The following is a 23,599-nucleotide window of genomic DNA, read 5'->3' on the forward strand; positions in this document are numbered from 1 at the left end:
TAGGACCGGTCGCCGTCACATAACCTTTGGAATATACTGCATTATCATTTTAGTTTCACCTCTCAAAATAATAATTTATAGAGAATTTCCCGCTTTTTATACTCGGAAAAACACTCCTCTGGAGCCCCCGAACACAAAAACACAACCAAAAGAAAAAGCCCGTCTTGCATCCCATTTGACCGAATGCCGCGGACTTCTTGTGAATTAACTTCGGCAACCCGGCTGTCAATAGTCGGCATAAAACCTCAACCGTAGACCCGTGGCTTTGCGTCCCTGGCTTTCGCCAGGTTTGCTCTTTCGTGGGAACTGTTATTTAATTTTATAGTATTATACATTTTATAGAAATGTTTTACAATATCCTGCATCAATTTTATTTTCTATCTGCTGTCCTTATCCAATAAATATTATGACATGCTATTTATACATTTAATGGCTGCTATTCTTAAGTTGTGAAGTCTAGCTTTACTCAAGCAGACCGAGCCTATCCAATACTACGGCCAACATCTCTCTAGTGACATTTCCTTGCGGCTCCGTGCCGTCCATAATGCCTTTTAGCTTTGCCTTATTCCACGAAGCGCCGGCCCAGGGGCTGGCTGAAGCATACTCTAAGCTTTTGATTTCATTTAACATGACATCACTTGCATGCTGCCAACTCCAGAAGCTGATTCCCGGCATTCCAAGTTCACCTGCGGTTTTTATGAAACGCGTAATTTCCCCAAACTTTATATCCCCATAGCTCTGGCCAACAGGCGCCATTTGGAGTCCAAATTGACTGTACTGCTGAACGCAATCCTTTAAAGCGTCTTCCGGCGCCATCCTAAAATCGCCCCAATATACCTGCGGCAATGCCACGTCACAAAAAGCTGAAAATTTCTTATATGGAAATTGAGCATGGTATACCGGGAGGGCAAACGTGCTGTAACCAAGCTTCACATTTTTCATTATTGATGATGAAGAAATCCCGCCGGATAAAGCAGCTGCTTTTTTCTCACCATTCTGGTTCTCATATTCTATTTCCGCGTCGATAACCAGCCAGTCAGCTCCACCCTTGACTGCCTTTTCCATGCATGTTATTTCACCGGAAATATTGTTGCCATAACTGTAACCCCACGCGCCGACTATCAATCCGGCATTTTTTGCAGGACCGGCAATCTTGTCTAATTGATTCCAATAATTTTTGCCGTCCCACGCTTTGACAAGCAACCCTGTTAAGCCCAAGCTTACTGCTTTGTTAATAATATTATTTATTACACCCTTTTCTGCAAGCTCCAATTCCCATATCCACATCTGCTTACCAGCCCATGGCTCCAAATCTACCACTCCATTTCCCAGGATTTTTATAGAGCGCAAACTAGTTATTAATACCATATGGAATAGAATTATCCCTGTGAATGAATCCAAAAAAACAAAACCCCACGGTATCAACCGTGAGGTTTTAAAATTATTCTGGCGACGACCTACTCTCCCAGGGGCCGACGCCCCAAGTACCATCGGCTCAGGAGGGCTTAACTGCCGTGTTCGGGATGGGAACGGGTGTACCCCCTCCGACATTGTCACCAGAAATATTTATCGTTTTAATCGGGATGTTCTCTCAAAACTGTACAGCATACTTGAACAAGTTGTCGTCTTTCGCCTTTTGTCTTCGTCTTTTACCGACTACTGACTACCGACTACCGACTACTGATTAGGTCAAGCCCTCGACCTATTAGTACCGGTCAGCTGAACTGGTTACCCAGCTTACACACCCGGCCTATCTACCTGGTAGTCTCCCAGGGGTCTTACTAGCTTGTGCTATGGGAAACCTCATCTCGAGGGGGGCTTCGCGCTTAGATGCTTTCAGCGCTTATCCCGGCCAGACATAATTACCCAGCGCTACTCCTGGCGGAATAACTGGTACACCAGTGGTCTGTCCATCCCGGTCCTCTCGTACTAGGGACAGCTCCTCTCAAGTTTCCTGCGCCTGCGACGGATAGGGACCGAACTGTCTCACGACGTTCTGAACCCAGCTCACGTACCGCTTTAATGGGCGAACAGCCCAACCCTTGGGACCTACTACAGCCCCAGGATGCGATGAGCCGACATCGAGGTGCCAAACCTCCCCGTCGATGTGGACTCTTGGGGGAGATAAGCCTGTTATCCCCGGGGTAGCTTTTATCCGTTGAGCGACGGCTCTTCCACTCGATACCGCCGGATCACTAAGCCCGACTTTCGTCCCAGCTCGACCTGTCCGTCTCGCTGTCAAGCTCCCTTCTGCCTTTACACTCTGTGCGCGCGATTTCCAACCGCGCTGAGGGAACCTTTGGGCGCCTCCGTTACTCTTTGGGAGGCGACCGCCCCAGTCAAACTGCCCGCCTGATACTGTCCACGTCCCGGTTTCACGGGACTGTGTTAGAACTTCAATACTCAAAGGGTGGTATCCCAACGTTGGCTCCGCCAATACTAGCGTACTGACTTCCCCGCCTCCCACCTATCCTGTACATCCAATACCAAAACCCAATGTCAGGTTGCAGTAAAGCTCCACGGGGTCTTTCTGTCCTGTCGCAGGTAGCCGGCATCTTCACCGGCATTACAATTTCACCGAGTCCCTCGTTGAGACAGCGCCCAAATCGTTACGCCTTTCGTGCGGGTCGGAACTTACCCGACAAGGAATTTCGCTACCTTAGGACCGTTATAGTTACGGCCGCCGTTTACTGGGGCTTCGGTTCAAAGCTTCGACTTTAAGTCTGACCTCTCCCCTTAACCTTCCAGCACCGGGCAGGCGTCAGCCCCTATACTTCATCTCGCGATTTTGCAGGGACCTGTGTTTTTGGTAAACAGTCGCTTGGGCCTTTTCTCTGCGACCCCCTCACGCTCCAAACGTTTGTTCTTCACGCTAACGGGGTACCCCTTCTCCCGAAGTTACGGGGTCATTTTGCCGAGTTCCTTAACGAGGGTTTTCTCGCGCGCCTTAGGATTCTCACCCCACCTACCTGTGTCGGTTTGCGGTACGGGCACTTAAATGCCTCGTTAGAGGTTTTTCTTGACAGTTTGGGCGCCGGCTGCTTCGCTACTAAATTTCGCTCCCCATCAGTTCTCGGGCTTTTTTAAGAGACGGTTTTTCCTGTCTCTTACCCTACCTCCTTGGACGCACTTTTCCAATCGTGCGCTCAGCTTACCCTCCTGTGTCACCCCATCCTTCAAACGGCATTAAGTGGCATCGGATTCTCAACCGATTTTCCATCGCCTACGCTATTTAGCCTCGGCTTAGGCCCCGGCTTACTCTGGGCGGACGAGCCTTCCCCAGAAAACCTTAGGCTTTCGGCGGGCAGGATTCTCACCTGCCTTTTCGTTTACTTATACCGGCATTCTCACTTCTCACCCGTCCACAGCTCCTTTCGGTACTGCTTCAACCAGATGAGAACGCTCCCCTACCATTTCGGTAGTCAGTAGTCGGTTGTCAGTTGTCGGTTTTGCTTCTAGTCCATGCTTCTCTGAGCCGGTAGATTTGTTTCCCAACTACCTCATATTCTTGGCTCAACTCCGAGTAGGTTTTGTTGTCTATATATCCCAAGTCTTTTACCAACTCAACCAATACTCTCGTTTCATTGCATGAACCTAATGCAGTCCTTAGAAAGTGCATGAATTCCTTGTCAGATTTTACTCTACCATATCCTTCTGCAATGTTTAGTGCTATTGATACGGCAGAACGCCTTATCTGACTTCCTATTTCACGCCTTTCCTGTGTCGGAAATTCCTGGGTTAACTTGTGTACTTTTAAAGCCAGTTGATATGACTTGTTGTATACTTCAAGCTTTCTATATCCCATTTTTTCCTCCAACTACTGACTACTCACTACTGACTACCGAAATCCGCGGCTTCGGTGACAGGCTTAGCCCCGTTACATTTTCGGCGCAGAGCCACTTGACCAGTGAGCTATTACGCACTCTTTAAATGGTGGCTGCTTCTAAGCCAACATCCTGGTTGTCCGGGCAACTCCACATCCTTTTCCACTTAGCCTGTCTTTGGGACCTTAGCCGGCGGTCTGGGCTGTTTCCCTCTTGACTACGAACCTTAGCACCCGCAGTCTGACTCCTAGGGTCAAAATATCCGGCATTCGGAGTTTGATTGGGTTCGGTAATCGGTGAAGACCCCTAGCCCAGTCAGTGCTCTACCTCCGGTATTCATCCCTAAGGCTAGCCCTAAAGCTATTTCGGGGAGAACCAGCTATTTCCGGGTTCGATTGGCATTTCACCCCTACCCACACCTCATCCGCCGCCTTTTCAACGACGGTCGGTTCGAGCCTCCACTTTATTTTACTAAAGCTTCACTCTGGACATGGGTAGATCACCCGGTTTCGGGTCTACTCCAACGGACTTCCTTCGCCCTATTAAGACTTGCTTTCGCTGCGGCTCCGCGTCTCTTTCGCTTAACCTTGCCCGCTGGACGTAACTCGCCGGTCCGTTCTACAAAAAGTACGCCATCACACTTCGGTAGTCAGTAGTCGGTAGTCTGTTGTCGGATTGCTTGTTGGAATTCGCCTTTAGGCGAATTCCTTCCTAATCTGACTACTGACTACTCACTACCGACTACCGAATAGTGCTCTGACTGTTTGTAAGCATACGGTTTCAGGTGCTGTTTCACTCCCCTCCCGGGGTGCTTTTCACCTTTCCCTCACGGTACTTGTTCACTATCGGTCGCACCGGGTATTTAGCCTTGGGAGGTGGTCCTCCCGGATTCCCACAGGGTTCCCCGTGTCCCGTGGTACTTGGGATACTCTCGTAGTACCTCGACTTTTCGCCTACAGGGGTTTTACCTCCTATGCCGGGCCTTTCCAGGCCGCTTCGGCTAAATCTACTACACTATCTGATGAGAGTCCCGCAACCCCAGTCGTGCATGCACTACTGGTTTAGGCTCGCCCCGCTTCGCTCGCCGCTACTAGGGGGTTCGATCTTTCTTTCTTTTCCTCCGGCTACTAAGATGTTTCAGTTCGCCGGGTGCCCTCCGTTAACCTATGGATTCAGCTAACGGTGACGGGGGTTTGCCCCCGCCGGGTTGCCCCATTCGGATATCTACGGATCTATGCCTGTTTGCGGCTCCCCGTAGCTTTTCGCAGCTTGCCACGTCCTTCTTCGGCCCTGTGCGCCTAGGCATCCACCGTATGCCCTTTGCAGCTTGACCTAATTTCGCGCGCTACTTAGAACATCTTCTATGCTCTAGTTACTCTTGTTCTCCTATGCTGTGCAGTTTTCAAAGAACGATTGGGTGGTTGGTGGTTAGTGGTTTGTCGTTGGACTCCTTCTAACTACCTACCTTCCCTATTGAGAGAATTTAATATTAATGGCTTCGGCTTCGGTTGGCCTACCCAACCGCTAACCACCCGCCACTAACTACTAAATTGGTGGAGATGAGCGGATTCGAACCGCTGACCCCCTGCTTGCAAGGCAGGTGCTCTCCCAGCTGAGCTACACCCCCAATGTCGGTAGTCTGTTGTCTGTTGTCGGTAGTCGGTTTATTCGTTGGAATTTGCCGCAGGCAAATTCCTTCTTAAAATCTAACTACTGACTACCTACTACCCACTACTGAAATTGGTGGGACTAGGTGGACTCGAACCACCGACCTCACGCTTATCAGGCGTGCGCTCTAGCCGGCTGAGCTATAGTCCCACGGTCTCTCAAAACTAAACAGTGCATTCGGTAGTCTGTTGTCTGTTGTCGGTTGTCGGATTGTCCGTTGGAATTTGCCGCAGGCAAATTCCTTCTCATCTCCCACTACTGACTACTCACTACGAACTACTGAATTGATGGATGGTCGACCTGGAGTATTATTCAGTTGTAGGTTGTCTGTTATCAGTTGTCGGATTATTCGTCGGAATTTGCTTTCGCAAATTCTTAAAATCTAACTACTGACTACTCACTACCCGCTACTGATATCTTCTCCTTAGAAAGGAGGTGATCCAGCCGCACCTTCCGATACGGCTACCTTGTTACGACTTCACCCCAATCACCAACCCCACCTTCGACGGCTGCCTCCTGTTAAGGTTAGCTCACCGGCTTCGGGTGTTGTCAGCTTTCGTGGTGTGACGGGCGGTGTGTACAAGGCCCGGGAACGTATTCACCGCAGTATGCTGACCTGCGATTACTAGCGATTCCGACTTCATGCAGGCGAATTGCAGCCTGCAATCCGAACTGAGACCGGCTTTTTGGGATTTGCTCCGCCTCGCGGCTTCGCTTCCCTTTGTACCGGCCATTGTAGCACGTGTGTAGCCCAGGACATAAGGGGCATGATGATTTGACGTCATCCCCACCTTCCTCCGTTTTGTCAACGGCAGTTCCTCTAGAGTGCTCGCCTTCACGCGTTAGCAACTAAACGTAGGGGTTGCGCTCGTTGCGGGACTTAACCCAACATCTCACGACACGAGCTGACGACAACCATGCACCACCTGTCTCCCTGTTTACCCGAAGGCAAAACTCTGTGTTTCCACAGTCATCAGGGGATGTCAAACCCTGGTAAGGTTCTTCGCGTTGCGTCGAATTAAACCACATGCTCCACCGCTTGTGCGGGCCCCCGTCAATTCCTTTGAGTTTCAACCTTGCGGCCGTACTCCCCAGGCGGGGTGCTTATTGTGTTAACTACGGCACAGAAGGGGTCGATACCTCCTACACCTAGCACCCATCGTTTACGGCGTGGACTACCGGGGTATCTAATCCCGTTCGCTCCCCACGCTTTCGCGCCTCAGCGTCAGTAACAGGCCAGAGAGCCGCCTTCGCCACTGGTGTTCCTCCCAATATCTACGCATTTCACCGCTACACTGGGAATTCCACTCCCCTCTCCTGCCCTCAAGTCTACCAGTTTCTCAGGCACGCTACCGGTTGAGCCGATAGTTTTCACCATAAGACTTAGTAAACCGCCTACGCGCCCTTTACGCCCAGTAATTCCGGACAACGCTCGCCCCCTACGTTTTACCGCGGCTGCTGGCACGTAGTTAGCCGGGGCTTCCTCCTCAGGTACCGTCATTTTTTTCTTCCCTGAAGACAGAATTTTACAACCCGAAGGCCTTCTTCATCCACGCGGCGTTGCTCCGTCAGGCTTTCGCCCATTGCGGAAGATTCCCCACTGCTGCCTCCCGTAGGAGTCTGGACCGTGTCTCAGTTCCAGTGTGGCCGTCCACCCTCTCAGGCCGGCTACCCATCGTCGCCTTGGGGGTCTCTTACACCTCCAACCAGCTAATGGGACGCGGACCCATCTTAATGCGGATTGCTCCTTTCCTCAAAAAAACATGTGTTCCCTTGAGCGTATCCGGTATTAGCGCCAGTTTCCCGGCGTTATCCCGGTCGTTAAGGCAGGTTATCCACGCGTTACTCACCCGTCCGCCACTAAAGTTTGAGATTCGCAAGCTTCCTCTCAAACCTCCGTTCGACTTGCATGTGTTAAGCACGCCGCCAGCGTTCGTCCTGAGCCAGGATCAAACTCTCCATCTATATCTGAAAAATTTGATCTCGCTCGTTAATTTAGTCGTGTGTCGTGAGTCGTGGAACGTGGGATTCAGGCATTCCTTCCGGGTCCCTTTCTCACGTTTCATTTCTCACTCTACACGTCGTTGTTTTGGAATACTGCTCGTTAGTTTTCACTTGACGAGAGTCATGTGTTTGAGTCATGGTTTGTAGTTCGCTTGTCGTGTGAACTCCCGGCTTCCTCTTGGGTCCTGGACCCTTGAGTCTGTCATTCATTCCCACGTCTCACGTCTCACATCCCACGTCTCATTTCCATCCATGCACTGTTTAGTTTTCAAAGACCGTGTCGCCCTTTAGCGCGACGCAAGTGTTATCCTATCATTTCTGCCGGCCCCGTGTCAACTGGTATTTTCTGGCCGGGTTCGTACCCTTGTGTCTTAAAAACGACGGATATTTGCTGTCCCGGATTCTAATATTATCATGTTTATGTGTCTTTTGTCAAGTTGATTGAGCTTAAATTGTAGCCGCAAATAAAACATTCCCGGAAGCAAGTACGTCCGGGAATGATACAAAAATTTTCAACTATGCTTGCTCGCGTGGTTTCATCAGCGGGAACAGCAAAACGTCGCGTATGGAGGATGAATTGGTCAACAGCATCACCAACCTGTCGATCCCTATGCCCATGCCGCCTGCCGGGGGCATCCCGTATTCCAGAGCATTTATGTAGTCTTCGTCCATCATATGCGCCTCATCATCACCGGCTTTGCGCTTCTCAACCTGTTTTAAAAACCTGCCTTTTTGGTCAATGGGGTCGTTTAGCTCGGAAAAAGCGTTGGCCATCTCGCGGCCATAGATAAACAGCTCAAAGCGATCGGTCAAATCCGGGTTTTCCGCCTTGCGTTTGGCCAGTGGAGATATCTCGACAGGATAGTCCATAATAAAGGTGGGCTGGATCAGCTTGGGCTCAACGACCTCATCGAAGACCTTGTTCAGTACCGAACCCCAGGTGTCCGTCCCGTCCAGTTCTATTCCCAACCGGGCCTGTTTCGCCGCGCTGCGCGCCTCCGCGTCATCCTTAATCATATGGAAATCCAGCCCGGAGTGCAGCTTAACTGCTTCAAGCATGGGCATCCTTGTCCACCCCGGAGACAGGTCGATGGCCGTGCCCTCGTACTCAACCTTTGTTGTTCCCATAACCTCTGCGGCAACAGTTGAGACCAGCTCTTCGGCAAGGTCCATCATGACGTGGTAATCGGCGTAGGCCTGGTAGAGTTCGAGCATGGTAAACTCGGGATTATGCTTGGTCGAAATGCCCTCGTTGCGGAAGTTGCGGTTTATTTCGTAGACTTTTTCAAATCCCCCCACCAGCAGGCGCTTTAAGTATAATTCGGGAGCGATCCGCAAGTACAGGTTGATGTCCAGCGCGTTGTGGTGCGTTATAAAAGGCCGCGCCTCCGCTCCCCCGGCGATCGTCTGCATCATCGGGGTCTCAACTTCCAGGAAACCCTTGCGGTCCATAAAAACGCGTATAGCCCGGATGATTTTACTCCTGGCTTCGAAAACTTCTTTTACGTCTGGATTTACAATCAGGTCAACGTAACGCTGCCGGTAGCGCAGGTCGACATCCTTTAAGCCGTGCCATTTCTCCGGCAACGGCCTTAATGACTTGGACAATAGCGTAAATTGCGCCACTGCTATAGTAATCTCGCCCATACGCGTCTTGAAGACCTTGCCGCTCACTCCGATAATATCGCCAATGTCCAGCTTGCCGAAAAGCTCGTAAGCTTCCGGCCCGATATCATTTAATCGCAGATATACCTGTATTTTTCTGGAGCCGTCCTGGATGTGGGCAAACGTGGCCTTGCCCATACCCCGCCGGGACATAATACGTCCCGCCAAAACTACACTCTGGTCTTCAAACTCAGCAAAATGGTCGAGGATCTCGCCTGCCTGGTGCGTGCGTATGAAACGGCCGCCATAAGGTTCTATGCCTTTGGCGCGGATCTCGGCAAGTTTCTCACGGCGTACCTGCATTAATTCATTCAAATCCTCTTCCGGTTTCTCAAGCGCCTCACACATATCCTTTTTTTGTTCCGACATATCTAAAAATCCCCCGGTTCCTAACGCAAAATGTCCACAATTTGGTATTTCAACTGACCTGCCGGTACGCTAACCTCTACGATATGGTCTTTGGGTTGTCCCAGGATGGCCTTGCCGACCGGAGACTCGTTTGATATTTTATTGGCGCCGGGATTGGCCTCAACTGAACCGACGATGGTATAGGTAAATTCGTCCCCACTCTCAAGGTCTTTTAAAAGCACAGTGGACCCGATCGATACCACTCGGGTATCCAGGTTTTCATCATCGATAATTTTCGCGTTGCGCAGCATTTTCTCCAGGGTCAGTATGCTGCCTTCGATGAACGCCTGCTCATTTTTGGCGTCCTCGTACTCTGAATTCTCGCTGATGTCCCCGAAGCCAATGGCCTGTTTAATCCTCTCGGCAACCTCTCTCCTCTTTACTGATTTGAGCTGTTCCAGTTCATCCTCCAGTTTTTTAAGACCTTCCACCGTGAGGATAACTTCCTTTTCCTTCATAAACATTATCTCCTTATTCATGTATTAAGGCATGATAAAACAAATATATGTTTAAACCCTTTATTTATGCGATACCATACAAAAAGGCCTATACTACACTCAAAGCACTGCAAAAGAAAATATCCTGCAGTGCTTGCTATGTACCGGGACAAATACCCACTACCCCAATCCCCGTGGCCCAAGTGTGTCCGGGTTCTGTGTTAATTTTGTCCGACCTATTCCGGCATCGATATAAAAATAAAAACAATGAAAAACCATTGCTAGAAAAAACAGTTTATATTGGGGACCCCCCTGGAGCCTTTTCCTAAACATTATAAAAAGACAGACCTGCTTTGTCAAGGCCATCTCGCTCTATATGAATTTATTTTGCCCGGCACGCTGTTTAATTTGTTCTATTTCCTGGTTGGTCATGGCCCGGCCAAAGCTGCGAAAGCCGCCCAGTTTAAACCCGTGTTTCCTGGCTAAGACATCAATTTCTTCAACCTGCTCGATCGTAAGTTCACGGCCCAGGGTATAGCTCTCATAACGCTTTTCAAGAGACAAAATCATGGTCTCGGCCATACAGGCGTAGGCCGTGCGGGGTGGAAAACCAAAGTTGAGGTTGAACTCCACATCTCCGGGAATCTCAACTACACCACCCTCTATGACCAGGACATCATCCCTGAGTTCGGCCACCCGCGCCGAGACATCACGCGGTCTGGCCACGTCGCAGACCACCGCTCCGGGCTTGAGGTCCTCCGGCTCGATTACCGTGTCAATAGAGCTGGTTACCGTAATGATAACATCGGCGGAGCGGAGAGCTTTCCCGGTATCCGAGGTCACCTTCACCGCCAGGCCCGTGTCGTAAAGGATTTTACCGGCCAGTTCCTCCAGCTTGCGCTCATTCCTGGCCACCAGGGTCATGCTTTTGGCATCCCTGGCCAGGATCAGGGCGCAAATCCGGCCGATAGCGCCGGTGGCCCCCAGAATTACCACGTTAGAGCTTTTTAAATCATGGCCCATGGCTTGAGCCGCCGACCTGGTGGACTCAATGGCCGTAGCTACGGTGTAGCTGTTCCCGGTAGTAACCGGTATCTTCAGCTCTTTGGCCACTGTCACGCCGGCGTCTCCCACCACCTTGGTGAAAGCGCCCAGACCCAGGATCTTGGCGCCCAGTTTTTCCGCTACGCGCCCCCCCTGGATAATCTTTTTTAACACATATGCCTGGGGAAGTCTCATCATCAGGTCTGCTGTGAGGGGACAGGCGATGAACCAGCCTTCCGTTTCAGCCAAAGAAGAGCGTACACCTGTGATATGGGCTACATTCATCGACGGGAGCATGGCAAATGCCCGTTCAATAACCCGGTCGGGAACAAACCTGGCAAATTTAAATTTTCTGCTGACATCTCCCGCGTGCATAGGGTGAATCATAAAAGCGAAGTTCTGCAGGTGGGTCCCCTCCTATCCTTTAATTGCCCGAACCAGTTCAATTATTTTTTCTGTTTCAACATACTTATCTTCCTGGATGGGCGACTCGCCAATCTCAAAGCCCACCACTTCCTTGTCCAGTACCGCTTCGATAATCTTGATCCTTTTGTTGGAGCCGATCATCACAACCTGGTCAAAGGAATGGAGCATAGCTATTGTTTCCATGATTGAGTCAAAAAGGGTTAACCCGCTCTTATCTCTTAGATACTCCCAGCGCTCCTTTTCCGACATGAGAAAGATAAGATCTACACCTTCCCCTTCCAGCGCCTCACGGACTTCCTCTTTGTTTAAAATTGGAAAGCCAACCACGGCCAGGCTGCGGCCCTTCCTGATTTCGCCCAGACTCTCAAGACGGGATACAAGGGTCCGGTCCACCCCCAGGCGGGTTGCCACCTCAGTCTGTGATAGACCCTTTGCCCTCATGATGAGGATTTCACTCACAGCCTGGTCAATCTTGCGCCGGCTGAGTATTTTCTCTCCCAAACGGATTAAATCCAAAGCTTATCACCTATTTCGGTCGTCAGTCGTCCGATGTCGGACGTCGGTATATGCTGCATTTCTCTTGGGTAAGAGGATTTGTCAGGCATACTTTGCTTTAGGGGTATTCCACATACCGCTATCGCGTCACCAGCAGGGCATAAGTACCTAGTAATGTAGGTGCGATTTCAATCGCACTTGCATGGCGCAACAGAGGCTTGTTTATACGTACTATTATGGGGTCATGTGCGTAGTATTGCTCCGTACGTGGGAGCATATTTAAGGTTAGGACTAATAATAATATATTCGTCCCGGGTATATTCATGTGCACAAAATTGTGTACATACTAGATTTTAACAGAAAAATAAGCCCTCTCGCAAGGGCTGACGAAAATTTTATCTCTTATTTTGAAAATAATTCTTTAATTATCGACATTTTCCTCGAACAAGCCAAGAATACTGCTGATTTCCTCCCGGGACCCGGCCTTATTTATCAAATCTCTCAACCTGGCTGAACCGCGCATTCCTCGTGTATACCAGGCAGCGTGCTTGCGCATCTCCCAGACCGCCACCCTCTCCCCCTTGGACTGGACGAGAAGGTCCAAGTGCCTCTGCGCCATGGCGACCTTCTCTTCAGGTTTTGGCTCGGGCAGCAGCTCGCCGTATTTTAAAAAGTGCACAGTGCGCGAGAACATCCAGGGATTGCCGAGGGCGGCCCGGCCGATCATAACCGCGTCGCACCCTGTCTCTTCCATCATGGCCAGGGCATCTAGCGGGGACCAAATGTCCCCGTTGCCGATAACCGGGACCTTGACTGCCTTTTTAACCGCGGCAATTGCTCCCCAGTCGGCCTTTCCGCTGTAGAACTGGGAACGGGTCCGCCCGTGTACGGTTACTGCCGCGGCCCCCGCGTCAACCACCGCCCGCGCCAGTTCCACCGCGTTAACGGACTTTTCGTCCCAGCCCTTGCGCATTTTAACGGTAACAGGGACTTGCACTCTATCTACCACCGACTTGACAATTTTCGCAGCCTTTTCTACGTCCTTCATCAGGGCGGAGCCTTCTCCGTTCCGGACGATTTTGGGTGTCGGGCAACCCATGTTGATATCTATCAAAGAGGCCCCGCAACTCTCAACGATTTCCGCGGCGCCGGCCATATAGGCGGGCTCGGAGCCGAATATCTGAATGCTTACCGGCCTGGACTCCCCGTCAATATTAAGGATGGCGCCGGTTTTAACGTTTCCATACAAAAGCGCCTGGTCACTCACCATTTCGGTGCAGACCAGGCCGCAACCAGCCTCTTTAGCTAAGGTGCGATAAGCTTTGTCGGTAATACCTGCCATTGGCGCCGATATAACCGGGTTCTCCAGTTGAACGGAACCGATTTTCACCGCGTTGTCAAATTCCTCTCATAAATTAAGAGCAAGCCGGTCAGGGTCAGGAAAGCATCTACTTTTTCAATGGTTGCGCTGGACTCGGCAATGAGTGGAGCCAACCCCCCGGTAGCAATAACCATACTATTTTCACCAAGTTCCTTTTTCATCCGTCTGGTAATCTCGTCGACCTGGCCGACAAAACCGTAATATATGCCGGCCTGCATGCTGCTGACGGTGTTTCTGCCAATTAAAGCCGACGGCTTTGCTATTTCTACCCGGGGTAGTTTGGCGGCTCTGGCAAAGAGGGCTTCCGTTGAAATGCCGATACCTGGCGCTATAGCTCCACCCAGGTATTCCCCCCTGGCGTTAATGGCGCAGAAGGTCGTGGCCGTCCCGAAGTCGACGATAATCAAAGGGCATCCGTATTTTTCAATCCCCGCCACGGCATTGACAATGCGGTCGGCGCCCACTTCCCTGGGGTTTTCGTATTTCACCGGAAGGCCGGTCTTAATGCCCGGCCCTACCACCAGGGGGCTTATGTTGAAAAATTTCCGGCACATTTTTTCCAGGGTATAGGTCAGAGGAGGCACCACGGTGGAAATAACCATGGCGTGGATCGATTTCATTTCCAGCCCTGCGATGTCAAACAGCTCTTTGAGCATAACCCCGTACTCGTCCGAGGTGCGATGGCGGTTAGTGGACAGCCGCCAGTTTGCTACGAGTTCACGATCCTTATAGACACCCAAAACAATATTGGTATTACCCACATCAAAAACCAGGACCATACCTGTCCCCCTCCCCGGTACATCTTAACCAATTTTAGCAGAGAGCCCGGCTGCGGCGCAAGAAGCTCCAGGCGCAAATATCAAATATAATACATATCCGCCTCTTTAGAACGGCGTATGCGCTCCGCATCGTCGCACAAATCAGCCAGGTTGATCTGAGTAAGCACGTCTCTCAAAGAGTCCCGCACCCTTTGCCACAAAACACGTGTTACGCAGGTATTCGACCAGTCGCATAATACCTGCTCATCCTCGTTAACGCATTCGGTTAGGTCCAGCGGCCCCTCTACGAGCCGGATGATGTCCCAAGCCGTTATCTTGTCAGGTCCTTGACTCAGCAGGTAACCGCCCTGAGCGCCGCGGACGCTGCGCACCAGTCCGCCTTTCCTCAGGGAAGTCATCAACTGCTCCAGGTATCCTTCCGATATACCCTGATTTTCGGCCACCTTAATGAGCGGAACCGGCTCTCCCCTCTCGTAATGCCGGGCAAATTCCACCATGGCCCTCAGGCCGTAACGGGCCCGGGTTGAAAATCTCATGTCGCACCCCTCCGTCATCATTCCCGACCTTGCTGTATATCAATTTAAAATGTTTCATCTTTGTTCGGATTTAGTAGTAATTTGCAGGTACAGGCGTAAGGCGTAAGTCGTAAGGCGTAAAATATATTTAATATATAGCTTGTCGTGAGGCCTTTACAACGGCCTGCGGCAGCTATTGCTCCCGCCGGCGCCGCTTCATGCAAGTAATGCCTAAAAAGGTGAAGCGGAACGCAACTCTTCTATGACCGGGCCAATGGTCGCCAGAAAATATTCAACGTCCTCCTCCGTATTATCCCGTCCCAGTGTCAAACGCAGGGAACCATATGCCAGATGGGGCGGAATACCCATGGCCAGCAGCACATGTGACGGCTCCAGGGAACCCGAAGTGCACGCCGACCCGCTGGAGGCCGCGATCCCTTTCAGGTCCAGGTTGTGCAGCATGGACTCGGCCTCAATATGTTCAAAACAAAAGCTGGCATGGTTGGGCAGTCGCAGCACAGGGTGTCCGGTAAGTTGAACTTCCTCAACACTACCGGTTACACCGCTGATCAACCTGTCCCGTAGGGCTTTTAGACGGTTGCCTTCTATTGCCTGGTCCGCTGCGGCCAGTTCAACCGCCTTGCCCAGGCCGATGATGCCGGGGATGTTTTCGGTGCCGGCCCGCCGCAGCCGCTCCTGCGCTCCGCCGTGCAGCAGCGTTTGCTTCCAGCGGGTCCCCTTGCGGATATACAGCGCTCCAATGCCCTTGGGGCCGTATATCTTGTGAGCGGATATGGTCAGCAGGTCGCAGTTCAGGTCGTTGACATCGACCGGTATTTTACCGAAGCTCTGCACGGCGTCAATGTGAAAGAGAACACCCCGCTCCCTGGCAATTTTACCGATTTCAGCCGCAGGCATAATGGAGCCTACTTCGTTGTTGGCGTGCATGATAGTAATCAGGGTGGTCTTGTCGGTAATGGCGTCCTTTACTGCTTCCACACTGACCATACCGTAGCGGTCAACGGGCAGAATCGTTGTCTCAAAGCCCTGCTTGCCCAGCGCCTTTACGGTGTTGAGCACGGCGTGATGTTCAACGGCGCTGGTAATAATATGGTTGCCTTTTTTGAAGTTGGTAGCAGCTGCCCCGTGTATGGCCAGGTTGTCGGCTTCGGTCCCCCCGCTGGTAAAGACGATTTCCTCACGGTCGGCGCCGAGGGCATGCGCTACCTTTTCCCTGGCCTCTTCAACCGCTTTTTTGGCGGCGTAGCCGAAAAAATGGTGGCTGGATGGATTGCCGAAGTTGTCACCAGTTAAGAAGCGGTATATCTCATCGGCGACACGCCGGTCAACAGGTGTGGTACCGCTGTGGTCAAGATAGATCCTGGGCAATGGACGACCCCCTCCGATACTAAGACTAAAGTCTTTAAGGCAGAATTAGCCCAATAATATCAGATTTTTTATATTTCAATCACCTGAAACCGTATCACATTACTAGGGTATTGTCAACCAAGGAGGTAAAAAAAGCGCTTCCGCGCTGGCCTCGATCATTTCTCTGCCGGTAACCTGCGAAAAGTCTACCTGGTATCCCGCGTTTTCGGCAAGGTACTGCATAAAAAGCCGTTGTACCCGCCCGTTGCCTTCCCGAAACGGGTGGATCACATTGATCTCACTGAGATAAAAGGATAAGCGGAAGGGCATCTCATTTTCCGGAGTGCCGCTTAGATACATCTCCTTTTTCAGCCTTCCAAACAGCTCGTTTGCATTGGATTCTATGTAAGACGCTTGAACACCGGACGCACTTTATTAGCTCGGTGCATGTCTCCGTTATCGCCGATATATGCCTGTAATGGATCAAGCACAATCAGCTTTGCGCCGGTTTCCTGCACAGCCTGCTCCAGACGTTCATCGCACAGAGTGAGTTCCTTGTCCGATTCATCGATGACCATCACACGGGAACAGTCTGCGCCGGACGCTTCCAGCCTCGGCTTAATGGTATCTGCCAGACCGTCCTCTGCCGACTGGTATATTACTCTGATAGGTTTCGCTGCTGCTTTTTCCTCCGGCAGCGGCTTGCCTGTTGTCAGCAGAGCAATCATCGCCAGAACAAAAGATGTCTTGCTTCGCCGGGATCGCTACACATATTTCTATAAAACTGCTTAAATGTCGAATAAACATAAACGGAATCTTTACAAATGCGTAAAATATATTGTAAAGCGCATGCAAATTTTGGTATAATAAGTTGAAACTTAGGAAATGGGTGGCGAATATGCGAGTAAGTTATAAAAAATTATGGAAGCTCCTTATTGATAGAGATATGAAAAAGAAGGATCTGCAATTGGCATCGGGATTAAGTTCAACCACCATTGCCAAACTCTCAAATCATGAGAATGTCAGCATGGAAGTCCTGATTAAAGTATGTGCCACTCTCGGCGTTGATTTCGGAGACATTATGGAATTAGTTCCGGACCTGCAGGACAACACAAAATAAATTAACATATAGCCAATAAAGGAGCCTACTATGGAAATTTTCGATAATATAACAAAAACTGTGAAGAATGATTTAGCGGTTACAATCGAAAAGGGCAGCCGCCTTTCAATTGCTGCCGCTTGTTTTTCCATATACGCATACCAGGTTTTGAAAAAACAATTTGACAATATTGACGAGCTTCGTTTCATATTCACATCGCCTGCCTTTGTCACTGAAAAAGCACCTAAAGAAAAACGCGAATTTTATATCCCCCGCCTCAACCGTGAGCGCAGCCTTTATGGAACAGAATTTGAAGTGAAGTGTTATGAAATAATAGGGGGATGAATTATTATGGATAAAATGCGTTTTGAATCGGCGAACCTGACCGCCGCGAATATTGATAAGATAGCGGAACTTTTTCCCGGTGTTGTCACTGAAGGAAAAGTAAATTTCGACCTGCTGCGCTCCCTGCTGGGCGATGAAGTATATGGCGATGAAGCATATGAGTTTACCTGGGTAGGCAAAAGGGCTGCCATTGCCGAGGCCGGCAGGCCTATTCGCAAGACGCTGCGCCCATGCCCGGAGGAAAGCAAAAACTGGGACACCACCGAAAACCTTTACATAGAGGGTGACAATCTTGATGTGCTCAAGCTCTTGCAGGAGAGCTATCTTGGCAAGGTGAAGATTATTTATATAGATCCGCCGTACAATACGGGCAATGATTTTGTTTACCGTGATAACTTCACGCGGGATAAAGACGAGTATGAAGAGGAAGCGGGCGTATATGACGAGGATGGTGACCGCCTGTTTCGCAATACTGAAAGCAATGGGCGATTTCACTCCGACTGGTGCAGCATGATGTATCCGAGGCTGTTGCTTGCGAGGAATTTGCTGCGGAATGATGGGGTTATTTTTATCAGTATAGATGATAATGAAATAGCACAGCTTCGAAAGATCTGCGATGAAGTATTCGGGGAATCAAATTTCGTCGCAGATTTGTGTGTTGTCAACAACCTAAAAGGCCGCAATGATAAAAAGTACATTGCCAGAGCAAACGAACGTATGCTGATGTATGTCAAATCCCAAGAGTTTGACGAATACGGATTATCTTTATCCGATAATGTATTGGCCGAATACAATATGACTGATTCAAACGGAAAATATCGTTTGCTTGAATTGCGAAAACGTGGTGGTCCGGATACGCGTAGTGAGCGGCCTAATATGTACTATCCTTTTTACGTCAATCCTGATACGGGTGAGGTTTCACTCGAACAAACAGGTTCTTTTTCGGTTGAAGCCCTCCCTGTTAAATCAAACGGTGTTGATGGCCGGTGGCGTTGGGGAAAAGAAACAGCACAAAAGAACATTGGATTTCTTTATGGCAGACAGGTGGGCAATAAATATAACATCTACGAAAAAGACTACTATGAGAGTGACGAAGGAGCGCGGCGAATTCGTCCCAAATCTGTTCTTGCAGGAGCAGGCTATTCTACTGATGTCGCTACAAAAGAATACCGTGCAATTATGCAAGGGATTGATTTCAGTAATCCTAAACCAGTTTTACTTTTGCGTGATTTAATTGAGTACGCTGTTGCGCCAGAAGAAAGTTCAATTATTCTCGACTTCTTCTCCGGCTCCGCTACCACCGCCCACGCTGTCATGCAACTCAACGCCGAGGACGGCGGCAAGCGCAAATTCATCATGGTGCAGTTGCCTGAACCCTGCCCCGAAGGCAGCGAGGCTGCCAAGGCCGGCTATAAAAACATCTGCGAAATCGGCAAAGAGCGAATCCGGCGTGCCGGAGAGAAAATAAAAGATGAAGCCGGGCTGACAGCTCAAAACCTTGACATCGGCTTCCGCGTGCTCAAATTGGACGATACGAATATGAAAGATGTGTACTATGCGGCAAGCGAATATACCCAGGACTTGCTTTCAATGATGGAAGACAACATCAAAGACGACCGCACCGATATGGACCTGCTCTATGCCTGCCTTTTGGATTGGGGATTGCCCCTCTCCATGCCTCACACGCAGGAGAAAATAGGCGGCTTCACCGTGCATACCTACAATGACGGCGACCTCATCGCCTGCTTTGATAAGCAAATCAGCGACGCAGTAGTCAAGGAAATCGCCAGGCGCCAGCCTCTTCGTGCAGTGTTCCGCGACAGCAGTTTTGCCGGCTCGCCCGAAAAAATCAATGTGGAGGAGATTTTTAAATTATTGGCTCCGAACACAAGTGTGAGGGTGATCTGATATGAAGCGGGAAGATAAAATCATTTTGTATACGACGGAAAGCGGCAACGTGACCGTTTCGGTGCGCTTTGAAGACGAAAACTTTTGGATGACGCAAAAAGCCATTGCGGAGCTGTTTGAAACAACGACAGCGAATATCAACATCCATATTAAAAACATTCTGGATGATGAAGAATTGGATGCGGATTCAACTATTAAGGATTTTTTAATAGTTCAAACCGAAGGCAAACGTGAGGTCAGCCGTAAAGTGCAGTTTTACAGCCTGGACATGATTATCGCGGTTGGTTACCGCGTCAACTCAAAAAAAGCGACGCGCTTCCGCCAATGGGCGACCAAAACGCTGCACGAATATATTCAAAAAGGCTTTGTCCTGAATGACGAATTGCTGAAGAACAGCAAGCCTTTCGGCAAGGATTACTTTGACGAGCTGCTGGAGCGCATCCGCGAGATACGCGCCAGCGAAAGGAGAGCCTACCAGAAGATTGCCGATGTGTTCGAGCAATGCAGCTACGACTATGACAAAAACAGCAGCTTGACAAGGGAGTTTTATTCCTTTGTGCAGAACAAGCTCCATTATGCCATAACCGGAAAGACCGCTGCCGAGCTGATTGCCGAGCGGGTCAGCCTTGAACATCCGACAATGGGGCTGACCACATGGAAAGCGGCTCCGGACGGCAAGATTCTCAAACGGGATGTGGTTATTGCAAAGAACTACCTCAACGAAAAGGAGCTTTCACGACTGAACCGTATTGTAAACATGTTTATCGACTATGCCGAATTAATGGCAGAGGATGAAGTGCCGATGAGCATGGCGGACTGGCTGCGTGAAACGGATAACTTTCTTAAGAACAACCGCCGGAAAGTCCTTGAAGGCAAAGGTACGATTTCCCATGAGGATGCTGTAAAAAAAGCGGAAGATATCTACGAGCAGTTCCGCGTTCGACAGGACAGGGACTATATTTCGCAATTTGATAGAGAGATGGCAAAATACTTAAAGGGCGAAGGAGGCAAGGACAAATGAAGCTGAAATTCAAGCATCAAAAATTCCAGGCAGATGCGGCAAAGGCTGTATGTGATGTGTTTGCCGGACAGCCGTACCTCACGCCCAGCTATATGATGGACAGGGGTTATGTAAAAAATGATCAGATATCTTTCGATGAAGCGGAACGCTTTACCGGTTTCGGCAACTCCAGGCTCGTGCCGGAATTGAACGACGGGGTTATCCTCGAAAACATCAACAGAATCCAGCGCAGCAACCAGATTGAGCCTTCCAGGCAATTGGAGGGCCGGTATAACCTGACCGTGGAAATGGAAACCGGCGTGGGCAAGACCTATACATATATTAAAACCATGTACGAGCTGAACAAGCGATACGGCTGGAGCAAGTTCATTGTCGTTGTTCCCAGCGTCGCCATACGCGAGGGCGTATATAAATCTTTTCAGATTACAGAGGAACATTTTGCGGAGGAATACGGAAAGAAAATCCGGTATTTTATATACAATTCCGCACAGCTGACGGAGATAGACCGCTTCGCTTCAGACAGCGCCATCAATGTCATGATTATCAATTCGCAGGCATTTAACGCCCGCGGCAAAGATGCCCGCCGTATTTACATGAAGCTGGACGAGTTCAGAAGCCGCAAGCCCATTGATATCCTTGCAAAAACCAATCCTATACTGATTATCGACGAGCCTCAGTCGGTGGAAGGCGCTGCCACAAAGGAGCGCCTGAAAGAATTCAATCCGCTGTTTACGCTGCGCTATTCCGCAACACACAAGAAGGACAGCGTTTATAATATGATTTACCGCCTGGACGCAATGGAAGCCTACAACAAAAAGCTGGTCAAAAAGATTGCCGTTAAGGGCATTTCTGTTACGGGCAGCACGGCAACCGAAGGATATGTATATCTGGAAAGCATCAACCTCTCCAAGGGCAACCCTACTGCTACCATTGAGTTTGATGTAAAAGGTTCAAGCGGTGTCCGCAAGACCCGGCGTACCGTCGGCGAGGGGTACAACCTGTTTCCCAATTCCGGTGAGCTTGCAGAATACAAAAACGGTTATACCGTGCTGCGGATTGACGGAAGAGACAGCTCCATCGAGTTCACAAACGGCATCAAGCTCTTTGCCGGTGATGTTATCGGGGCGGTCAGCGAGGAGCAGCTCAGGCGCATCCAAATCCGCGAGACCGTCCTCTCTCACATCGAACGGGAACGGCAGTTGTTCTATAAAGGCATCAAGGTATTGTCGCTTTTCTTCATTGATGAAGTTGCAAAGTACAAGCAGTACGACGCTTCAGGGCAAGCCTTTAATGGTCTCTATGCCGATATGTTCGAGGAAGAATACAAGCAAGTTATCGGCAATCTTCAGCTTGCAATCGGTGATGGCGATGCGTATTTTAAATATCTTGACGGTATAACCGCTGAGGAAACCCATGCGGGATATTTTTCCATAGACAAAAAGAGCCAGCGTATGGTTGACAGCAAGCTGGGCGACAGGCGGGAGCGCACCTCCGACGATGCGGACGCTTATGACCTGATTATGAAAAATAAAGAGCGATTGCTGGACCTCCGGGAGCCGGTGAGGTTTATTTTCTCGCACTCTGCTCTCCGCGAGGGATGGGACAATCCGAATGTGTTTCAGATATGCACCCTCAAGCAGAGCGGCAGCGATGTCCGCAAGCGCCAGGAAGTCGGGCGGGGCTTACGTCTCTCCGTAAATCAAAACGGAGAACGTATGGATACGAACCTGCTGGGCGAGGATGTCCATAACGTGAATGTCCTTACCGTTATCGCCAACGAAAGCTATGACAGCTTCGCCAAAGGCCTTCAAACTGAGCTTGCCGAGGCTGTAGCTGACAGGCCGCGAATGGTAACGGCAGATCTCTTTAAGAACAAAGTAATAAAAGATGCCGGCGGCGCTGAACAGGTTGTTGATATCGACCTTGCCCAGAGTATTTACGAGGGACTTATCACCAGCGGATATGTAAAGAAAGGTATCCTTACAGATAAATATTATGAGGATAAGAAAAACGGCAGTCTTGAAATCGCCCAAGAAGCCGCCGATTGCAAAGAGTCCGTAATAGCGATTCTCGATTCTATTTACGACAGCCGGTCCATGCAGCCTGAGAACGCACGGGAAAACAATGTTGAGTTGAAGCTTGACAAATCCAAGTTGGGCTTGCCGGAATTCCAGAAGTTATGGGCTAATATAAACGCCAAGTCTGTATATGTGGTGGAGTTCGACCAGGATGAATTGATTCAGAAAGCAATATCGGCGCTGAACCGGGAACTGCGTGTATCTAAAATATTTTTCAAGGTAGAAACCGGGTCGATGACCGATATTCAATCACGGGAACAACTGCAACAGGGGTCAGCCTTTGTGAAGGAGAAAAACGAGGTTTACAAAGCTGAAATTTCCGCAAGCAGCGCGGTAAAATATGACCTCACAGGTAAAGTAGTAACCGAAACAGGGCTTACCAGAAAAGCTGTTGTAAGCATCCTGCGTGGAATAGAAAAGGCTGTCTTTGGCCAGTTTGCGAATAATCCGGAGGAATTCATCATCAAGGCGGCGCAGATCATTAACGAGCAAAAAGCAACGACCATCATTCAGCACATCACTTATAATAAGCTGGATGCTGTTTATGACACCACCATTTTTACCGAGCCAGCATTAAAGGGACAGCTTGGCGTGAACGCAATGGCCGCGAAGAAGCATCTATATGACCATATCCTTTATGATTCCTCAAATGAGAGAACCTTTGCGGAGAGCGTTGATACCAGCAATGAAGTGGCGGTCTATGTAAAGCTGCCGAAAGGCTTTTTTATTAGCACACCTGTAGGAAAATATAACCCCGACTGGGCGATAGCTTTTCACGAGGGCAAAGTGAAGCATATCTACTTTGTTGCCGAGACAAAAGGCTCCATGTCCACAATGCAGCTTCGCGAGGTTGAAAAAGCGAAAATTCACTGTGCCCGTGAACATTTTAAGGCTATTAGTACAGATTCTGTTGTATATGACGTGGTTGACAGTTATGCGGCGTTATTGGATAAGGTGTTAAGTTGATTTACTGCATGAACTATAGATTTTGGTGAGGGAGGTGTTTCAATGTTAAGGCTTATAATCACTATAGCAATTCTTTTTTTAGCTTTCCTCATCTGGATTATAGTGATAAACATAAATAAATCGAAGCAGTCAGCACTGCCGCTTCTTTTAATTCATGAGGGAATCGGG

The 23,599-nt window shown here is 49.7% G+C and carries 16 protein-coding genes, 2 tRNA genes, 3 rRNA genes and 1 riboswitch; of the genes, 5 read left to right on the plus strand and 16 right to left on the minus strand.

What is annotated here, in order from left to right; genetic code table 11:
• Positions 1 to 209: 209 nt before the first annotated feature.
• Positions 210 to 304, minus strand: a riboswitch (cyclic di-GMP riboswitch).
• Between the two features lie 158 nt (positions 305 to 462).
• The 16 genes from Psch_RS09335 to Psch_RS09410 form a co-directional block, all read right to left on the minus strand.
• On the minus strand, positions 463 to 1,311 hold the full coding sequence (locus tag Psch_RS09335; protein WP_190239980.1) for a hypothetical protein: 849 nt from the start codon (positions 1,309 to 1,311) through the stop codon (positions 463 to 465).
• Between the two features lie 133 nt (positions 1,312 to 1,444).
• A 5S ribosomal RNA gene (gene rrf, locus Psch_RS09340) occupies positions 1,445 to 1,561 on the minus strand.
• A 124-nt stretch (positions 1,562 to 1,685) separates the two neighbouring features.
• Positions 1,686 to 5,157 (minus strand): 23S ribosomal RNA (locus Psch_RS09345).
• Positions 5,158 to 5,375: 218 nt separating this feature from the next.
• Positions 5,376 to 5,451 (minus strand) — tRNA-Ala (locus tag Psch_RS09350).
• 114 nt (positions 5,452 to 5,565) lie between these two features.
• A tRNA-Ile gene (locus Psch_RS09355) sits at positions 5,566 to 5,642 on the minus strand.
• 278 nt (positions 5,643 to 5,920) lie between these two features.
• Positions 5,921 to 7,457: ribosomal RNA gene (locus tag Psch_RS09360) — 16S ribosomal RNA — on the minus strand.
• The 16S, 23S and 5S rRNA genes sit together here with 2 tRNA genes alongside, the layout of an rRNA operon.
• 555 nt (positions 7,458 to 8,012) lie before the next feature.
• Positions 8,013 to 9,530: a lysine--tRNA ligase gene (lysS, locus tag Psch_RS09365; protein WP_190239981.1), complete on the minus strand. Its 1,518-nt coding sequence runs from the start codon at positions 9,528 to 9,530 to the stop codon at positions 8,013 to 8,015.
• Between the two features lie 20 nt (positions 9,531 to 9,550).
• A complete protein-coding gene (gene greA, locus Psch_RS09370) occupies positions 9,551 to 10,027 on the minus strand; it encodes a transcription elongation factor GreA (RefSeq protein WP_134217211.1) in 477 nt (158 codons plus the stop codon).
• Positions 10,028 to 10,378: 351 nt separating this feature from the next.
• Entirely contained in the window at positions 10,379 to 11,455 is a 1,077-nt protein-coding gene (locus tag Psch_RS09375; RefSeq protein ID WP_190240285.1) for a shikimate dehydrogenase, read from the minus strand.
• Positions 11,456 to 11,467: 12 nt separating this feature from the next.
• Positions 11,468 to 11,992 carry a helix-turn-helix domain-containing protein gene (locus Psch_RS09380; protein WP_190239982.1) on the minus strand — a complete coding sequence of 175 codons (525 nt, stop codon included), beginning with the start codon at positions 11,990 to 11,992 and terminating at the stop codon, positions 11,468 to 11,470.
• 400 nt (positions 11,993 to 12,392) lie between these two features.
• Positions 12,393 to 13,361, minus strand: coding sequence for a tRNA dihydrouridine synthase DusB (gene dusB / locus Psch_RS09385; protein ID WP_190239983.1), 969 nt, complete (start codon positions 13,359 to 13,361; stop codon positions 12,393 to 12,395).
• Positions 13,358 to 14,131, minus strand: coding sequence for a type III pantothenate kinase (locus Psch_RS09390; protein ID WP_190239984.1), 774 nt, complete (start codon positions 14,129 to 14,131; stop codon positions 13,358 to 13,360). The genes dusB and Psch_RS09390 overlap by 4 nt, the downstream gene beginning before the upstream one ends.
• 80 nt (positions 14,132 to 14,211) lie before the next feature.
• Positions 14,212 to 14,667, minus strand: a complete 456-nt coding sequence (locus tag Psch_RS09395) for an RrF2 family transcriptional regulator (RefSeq protein ID WP_190239985.1) — start codon at positions 14,665 to 14,667, stop codon at positions 14,212 to 14,214.
• A gap of 210 nt (positions 14,668 to 14,877) precedes the next feature.
• On the minus strand, positions 14,878 to 16,035 hold the full coding sequence (nifS, locus tag Psch_RS09400) for a cysteine desulfurase NifS (protein ID WP_190239986.1): 1,158 nt from the start codon (positions 16,033 to 16,035) through the stop codon (positions 14,878 to 14,880).
• Positions 16,036 to 16,137: 102 nt separating this feature from the next.
• Positions 16,138 to 16,374, minus strand: coding sequence for a Fic family protein (locus Psch_RS09405; RefSeq protein WP_190239987.1), 237 nt, complete (start codon positions 16,372 to 16,374; stop codon positions 16,138 to 16,140).
• Between the two features lie 41 nt (positions 16,375 to 16,415).
• On the minus strand, positions 16,416 to 16,742 hold the full coding sequence (locus Psch_RS09410; RefSeq protein WP_345789063.1) for an AAA family ATPase: 327 nt from the start codon (positions 16,740 to 16,742) through the stop codon (positions 16,416 to 16,418).
• 170 nt (positions 16,743 to 16,912) lie between these two features.
• Between Psch_RS09410 and Psch_RS09415 the strand changes: the two genes are divergently transcribed.
• From Psch_RS09415 to Psch_RS09435, 5 genes are read left to right on the plus strand one after another with little or no spacing between them, the layout of a single operon-like run.
• Positions 16,913 to 17,134: a helix-turn-helix domain-containing protein gene (locus Psch_RS09415; RefSeq protein ID WP_110940270.1), complete on the plus strand. Its 222-nt coding sequence runs from the start codon at positions 16,913 to 16,915 to the stop codon at positions 17,132 to 17,134.
• Positions 17,135 to 17,164: 30 nt separating this feature from the next.
• Positions 17,165 to 17,458: a phospholipase D-like domain-containing protein gene (locus Psch_RS09420; protein ID WP_345789064.1), complete on the plus strand. Its 294-nt coding sequence runs from the start codon at positions 17,165 to 17,167 to the stop codon at positions 17,456 to 17,458.
• 6 nt (positions 17,459 to 17,464) lie between these two features.
• A complete protein-coding gene (locus Psch_RS09425; RefSeq protein ID WP_190239988.1) occupies positions 17,465 to 19,366 on the plus strand; it encodes a site-specific DNA-methyltransferase in 1,902 nt (633 codons plus the stop codon).
• 1 nt (position 19,367) lies between these two features.
• Positions 19,368 to 20,387, plus strand: a complete 1,020-nt coding sequence (locus Psch_RS09430; RefSeq protein WP_190239989.1) for a virulence RhuM family protein — start codon at positions 19,368 to 19,370, stop codon at positions 20,385 to 20,387.
• The gene (locus Psch_RS09435; protein WP_190239990.1) at positions 20,384 to 23,431 is read left to right on the plus strand and encodes a type III restriction-modification system endonuclease; all 3,048 of its coding nucleotides are present in this window, start codon (positions 20,384 to 20,386) and stop codon (positions 23,429 to 23,431) included. Before Psch_RS09430 ends, Psch_RS09435 begins: the two co-directional genes overlap by 4 nt.
• Positions 23,432 to 23,599: the final 168 nt, after the last annotated feature.

Source organism: Pelotomaculum schinkii (assembly GCF_004369205.1).
Classification (GTDB): Bacteria; Bacillota; Desulfotomaculia; order Desulfotomaculales; family Pelotomaculaceae; genus Pelotomaculum_C; species Pelotomaculum_C schinkii.